Origin of the sequence: Leptothoe sp. PORK10 BA2, assembly GCF_034932105.1 — a bacterium.
Taxonomy (GTDB): domain Bacteria; phylum Cyanobacteriota; class Cyanobacteriia; order Phormidesmidales; family Phormidesmidaceae; genus Leptothoe.
In genome coordinates this window covers 1-5725 of sequence record NZ_JAYGIG010000097.1, presented here as the reverse complement: position 1 = coordinate 5725, position 5725 = coordinate 1, and the positions used below count along the sequence as shown (strand labels likewise).

Below are 5725 nucleotides of genomic sequence, written 5' to 3'. Positions count from 1 at the left end.
CCGAATCGACGCTTAAACTTTGAATTGCTAAGGGTTTGGGTGGCTTCGTAGTTCATCTGCCTAGGTGTAAAGCAATGAACCAAAACCTAAAAATCTACCATAGAAACTATTATGCAAGAGGTCTAGTTTGTACAGTCTCTTTAGTTGGTTATCTTTCCTTGAGAGCTGGGAAAAAGGCAGTAGAAAATATTGCCAATCAGCTGATTGATGAAACTGGCGATCGCATTGAACAAAAGCTGGAGGTTTATCTATCAACGGCCAGTCTGGTCAATCAAATCAACCATGATCTCATTCAGGCTGAAAATCTAGATGCGACCGATCCGGATCACCTGGGGCAACATTTTTGGCAACAATTGCAACAATTTGATGCCGTTGATTATATCTACTTTGCCAATGAACGCGGCGGCATCGTCTCCGTCGGACGTGATCCCACCTATGGTTTTAATATTTCCATCACCGATAACTTTGTGAACGGTGATTTTAAACGCTATGCCCTGGACAACACTGGCAAGGCTCAAAAACTGATTAATATTAGACCGGATTTTGATCCGCGCCAACGGGGGTGGTACCAATCCGCAGCGACGCTTGAAACCCCTGTTTGGAGTGAGGTCTACCCCGGTGCCTTGGAAGCCTCCCTGGGGATTAGTGCGGCCCATGCGATCTATGATGAGCGTCATACCCTACGAGGTGTTTTGGGAACTGACTTACTCTTGACACATATGTCGGGATTTTTGGAAAATCTACAAGTTAGTCAGTCAGGCCAGATTTATATTGTCGAGCGATCGGGGCTGATGGTTGCTACTGCCAATGCAGATGGTTTATTTACAACCGAGCCCAACCTGGACAATCCAGAGCGCCTCAGTCCCATAGATAGCCCGAATCAAGTTGTCGCAGAAGGGGCTAAATACCTGCTGTCTCACTTTGGTGAATTCTCCCAAATTACTGAAGGATTCCACCTAACTCTCACCATTGATCGCGAGAGGTATTTTTTGAAGGTCATTCCTTTTCAAGCGCAAGGTGGGCTAGATTGGCTAGCCGTTATTACCGTACCCGAATCAGACTTTCTTGCAGAAATTGACGCCAATACTCGGATCACCATTATTCTCTGTTTAGTAGCCTTAGGACTGTCCTTAATACTCGGCATTCTTACCGCCCGTTGGATTGTCCTGCCATTGATACAGCTTAACCAAGCAGCCCAGGCGCTGGCTCGCGGTCAATGGGAAGAAAAAGTGGTCACCCAACGTCGGGATGAGGTAGGAGAACTGACCAACGCCTTCAACGAAATGGCTGATCGACTCAAAAAATCCTTTGCCACCCTAGAGCAACGAGTGGCTGAACGCACCGTCGAACTAAAATTTGAAAAAGAAAAGGCGGAAGCTGCCAGTCTCGCCAAGAGCAGCTTTTTAGCCAATATGAGCCATGAACTGCGCACGCCACTGAATGTAATTTTCGGCATGGCTGAGATTTTACAAGAACAGATTTTGGGTCAGGTTAATGGGAAACAACAAAAAGCTCTACACACCATTGAACGGAGTGGGTCTCATCTTTTGGAACTGATTAATGAAGTGCTCGACCTAGCTAAGATTGAGTCAGGGCATATTGATCTAGAGCCTGTTCCGGTGGTGGTGGCAGACCTCTGCCAGTCTAGTTTAGCCTTTGTCAAGCAACAGGCCCTGCAAAAAAGTATTCTGCTTTATCTGAAACTGCCTTCGGACTTACCAGATATTCAAGTCGATGAACGGCGGATTCGCCAGGTCTTGATCAACCTGCTGACTAATGCCGTCAAATTCACCCCAGAGGGGGGACACATCACCCTGGCCGTTGTCGCGTTCCCACCAGACGAGATCTACAACCAAAAGCGCCTGCGCTTTAGCATTACCGATACCGGTATTGGCATTGCTCCAGGGGACCTGAAAAAACTGTTTCAACCCTTTGTCCAGCTTGATAGCACCCTGAATCGACAATATGAGGGCACGGGGCTAGGCTTAGTTTTAGTAAAACGGTTGGTTGAACTCCATGGGGGGCATGTCACTGTAACCAGTAATGTGGGTGTGGGGAGTTGTTTTGTCATCGAGTTGCCCTATATCTCCTCTGCGGTGGGTGACCCCCCATTCAACCCTGCATCGGCAGCACGTTTATCCCGCTCTGGGATAGACCAAAGCAGCACCATGACACCCCTGCTGATCTTACTGGCAGAGGACAACGAGGCCAATATCATCCCCCTAGCCACGTATCTACAAGCTCAAGGTTATCGTATGCAAGTGGCTCACAACGGCCAAATTGCCATTGAGTTGGCGCAAGCTGAGCCGCCAGATATCATTCTTATGGACATTCACATGCCTGTCATGGATGGACTAACCGCGATCCATCGCATTCGTCAGTTGCCTGATCTGGCTCACATCCCCATCATTGCGTTAACAGCACTGGCGATGAAAGAAGATCAAGTGCGTTGTCTAGAGGCTGGTGCTGACCTGTATATTAGTAAACCGATCAAGCTGAAACAACTCACCCTAGCAATCCAAAAATTGTTGCCCCATAGGGCAATCAATGGCTGAAGAGGATCGGCAACCCCCGATGGCTTACTCAAAGGGGCGATGTTGGGCTAAGGTGATTTCAAAAATAGCTCCCCTTGGCTGATTACTTCGGATACTAATTTCTCCTTGGTGAGCCTTAACAATCATTTTGCACAGGGCTAAGCCTAACCCTATTTGGGAAACATTAGGCATCAAAGTGCCAATTTCATACTTTTCAAATATCTGTTGCCGTAGTTCATTGGGCACACCAGGACCAGAGTCAATGACTTGGATTTTGAGGGTACCTGATTGATGCTTTTTTACATTTATAATAATTTTGCTGTTTACAGGTGAAAACTTCACGGCATTCGATAAGAGGTTATCTAGCACTCGATACATTAGCGTTTCATCAATCAGAACGTTGCCTATGGGGGACGCTGAAAATTGGCTGACGAGAGATTGATTTTTTTGGGTAGCAATTGCCTTAAAGTTATCCATGACAGAGTGGATAAGTTCTTGGATATCAACGTCTGTACAATTTAAACGGATGTTGCCAGATTCAAGTAAGGCGATTTTTAATAAATCATCGATCAGGAGCTGTAATCCTTGTGCCGACTCATAAATTTTAGCCAGTTTCTGCTGAGTAGCCAGATCTACGTTCATCTCAAGAAACTCTACACCCAGTAGAACATCCGTTAAACGATTGCGTAAATCATGAATGAGCATGTGAACCATGTCTTCTCGAAATTTTAGCAACGTTTCTAGGCTGTCATGTTGGTGCTTGATCCGTAACATGGAGTTAACTCTGGCCCGAAGTTCGAGACCATTGACCGGTTTGCTAACGAAATCATCAGCGCCTGCATTCAGACAGCGAGCCAGATCCTCTTTCCCCGCCAGTGCTGTCACCATCGTAATGGGGACAGATTGCCATTGAGGTATGGCTCTAATTTGTTTGCAGAGTTCGATGCCACTGATGCCAGGCATCATCACATCTAGTAAGATTAAATCAGGGTTAATAGCCTCAAGGGCAGTGAGTACAGCCTGTGCGTTGTGAATGTAGTGTAACTGATAGTCCTGACCGCTTAGGAGAAGGGAAATGACTTCAAAATTATCCGGTTCGTCATCAACGATGAGAATAGTTGGGGTCTTCACTCATTCCTCTCCCAAGGTAAAATATTAAGCCGATGGATGCGGCTATAGGTCTAGACATTAACTGTCTGACAGACTGTCTAAACAGGGTTCAAGGTTCTATCCCCTTGGTAATATAGACAAAAACAACTCTGTTAACCTCAAGTTGAGGAAAGATCTTCATCAACTTTCATCAACTTGTTGGAAATATAGGAATCTGGTGAAAGCCTGCATCAGATTGTGCCGCCCATAGCTTTTGCTATCTATGGTTTTCAGCGAGTACCCATGGGGTGAACGATGGGGGCAACGCTAAATTATGGGGCTAAAAAAATGGGGCGCTGCTGATCCTCGGGATGATTTAATCAGCGAAATTCGGATATATCGCGTCATTGCCAGATCAATTCATTCCCTAAATCAGCAACGGTAAAAATGGCTTAAACACCATACGTGCTAAATTGGCATGCGATATCCCATGCCTCGTACTGTTTCAATTAGATTACTGCCTAGCTTCTTACGTAGATAACCGACATATACATCCACGATGTTAGAACCAGGGGCATAGTCGTATCCCCAAACGCGATCCAGCAGTTGCTCCCGACTGAGCATCTGTCCTGGAGCGGTCATAAAGGTTTCTAACATCGCAAATTCACGGGCTGACAGCTCAATATCCTGTTCCCCTACAGACACTAACCGCGTGCGTAGATTAAGGACAAGGCCTCGGTGACTAAGTATCCATTCCTGTTGAGTGTTAGGGGCTACCGTTGTCGTTCGTAGCCGAGCCCAAATACGTGCTAACAACTCTTCAAACCTGAATGGTTTGGTGACATAGTCATCGGCACCTAGTTTAAAGCCTGTCAGTTTGTCAACCATGGCATCCCGTGCAGTCAAGATGATGATGGGGATCTGACATCCCTGGCCCCGGAGTTCTTCGAGTACCGACAAACCTCCCCGACCTGGCAATCCTAAATCCAGTACAATCAGATCAAAGGTAGTATCTAGGGCCGTGGCCAGGGCTTCAGGACCTGTGGTTGCGATCACAGTCATAAATCCATTAGCCCGCAGCCCCTCATCCAGAAAGGCGGCCACCCGTGAATCATCCTCAGCAATCAAAATCTGTCTCATCTATGACTTTATAATCAGGCTTTCTCAGTGATTGGTCCATGCTTAGCCTTACCATACAATCTAGCCTTCATTGAGTATATTTTGCTAGATTTAATAGTCTTCGGCTATAACAATTTGGCGATTGTCATCCCCCCATCCGATGGGTCTGATGGTGGCCATGAGATTCGTTATTCCCCCCTAACAGCCCATGGCAACCTATTGCAAGTTTGTTGAACTATCACCCACCACCTATGCCGATGCATTACTGGGCCGTGGGCAGTTTATGGACCTGGGCATCCGAGAAATGTGGCCCCAAATCCCTCGCATTGCGGGACCGGCCTACACCGTAAGCTGCGCCCCAGGGGATAACCTGATGCTCCATGCCGCCATCTACAGAGCGGAACCCGGTTCAGTCATTGTGGTCAAAGCCGGAGATGTGGACTACGCCATGTCGGGGGGGAATGTCTGTGCCACGGCCCAAAAAAGAGGGATTGCCGGGTTTGTGATTGATGGGATGATTCGGGATGTGGCGGAGGTGCGGGAGCATCGCTTTCCGGTCTTTGCCCGAGGAGTCATGCCTATTCCGGGTAAAAAACAGGGACCGGGCACCCTCCAGAGCACCATTATTTGCGGTGGGGTGCAGCTCGCAGCGGGGGATATTGTCGTGGCAGACGAAGAAGGCATTGCAGTCATTCCAGCGGCCCAGCAGGACTCCGTGTGGGAGATTGCCCAGCGACGAGCAGCAAAGGATGAGGCTCGAACTTTGGCAGACTGGGAGGTGGAGCATCGGGCAAAGGTAAAGAAATGCCTGGAAAAGATGGGGTTTGAAGGGTAATGGCGAGTACCCCTGCTTAACATTAGACCTCTTGCATAATAGATTTCATGGTACATTAGAGGATTTTAGTTCACTGTTTCCATGTCAGGCAGATGAACTACGAAGCAACCCAAACCCTAAGCGTCCAAAAGTTTAAGCGCCGATTTGG

4 protein-coding genes are annotated in these 5725 nt (G+C 47.6%); 2 read left to right on the top strand and 2 right to left on the bottom strand.

Translation table 11 applies throughout. The features are described 5' to 3' along the window. The first annotated feature begins 158 nt into the window (after positions 1–158). Complete coding sequence (locus VB741_RS14565; RefSeq protein WP_323365911.1) at positions 159–2555, top strand: ATP-binding protein; 2397 nt, start codon at positions 159–161, stop codon at positions 2553–2555. A 24-nt stretch (positions 2556–2579) separates the two neighbouring features. On the opposite strand, the gene VB741_RS14560 is transcribed toward VB741_RS14565, so the two are convergent. Then, positions 2580–3665 carry a hybrid sensor histidine kinase/response regulator gene (locus tag VB741_RS14560; protein ID WP_323365910.1) on the bottom strand — a complete coding sequence of 362 codons (1086 nt, stop codon included), beginning with the start codon at positions 3663–3665 and terminating at the stop codon, positions 2580–2582. A 426-nt stretch (positions 3666–4091) separates the two neighbouring features. Further along, on the bottom strand, positions 4092–4763 hold the full coding sequence (locus tag VB741_RS14555) for a response regulator transcription factor (RefSeq protein WP_323365909.1): 672 nt from the start codon (positions 4761–4763) through the stop codon (positions 4092–4094). 187 nt (positions 4764–4950) lie between these two features. On the opposite strand from VB741_RS14555, the gene VB741_RS14550 reads away from it, so the two are divergent. Further along, complete coding sequence (locus VB741_RS14550) at positions 4951–5577, top strand: RraA family protein (protein WP_323365908.1); 627 nt, start codon at positions 4951–4953, stop codon at positions 5575–5577. Positions 5578–5725: the final 148 nt, after the last annotated feature.

Bases quoted from the DNA above. Each gene is read 5' to 3' on its own strand.
- VB741_RS14555 (WP_323365909.1), bottom strand. From the start codon at position 4,763: ATGAGACAGATTTTGATTGCTGAGGATGATTCACGGGTGGCCGCCTTT.
- VB741_RS14550 (WP_323365908.1), top strand. From the start codon at position 4,951: ATGGCAACCTATTGCAAGTTTGTTGAACTATCACCCACCACCTATGCC.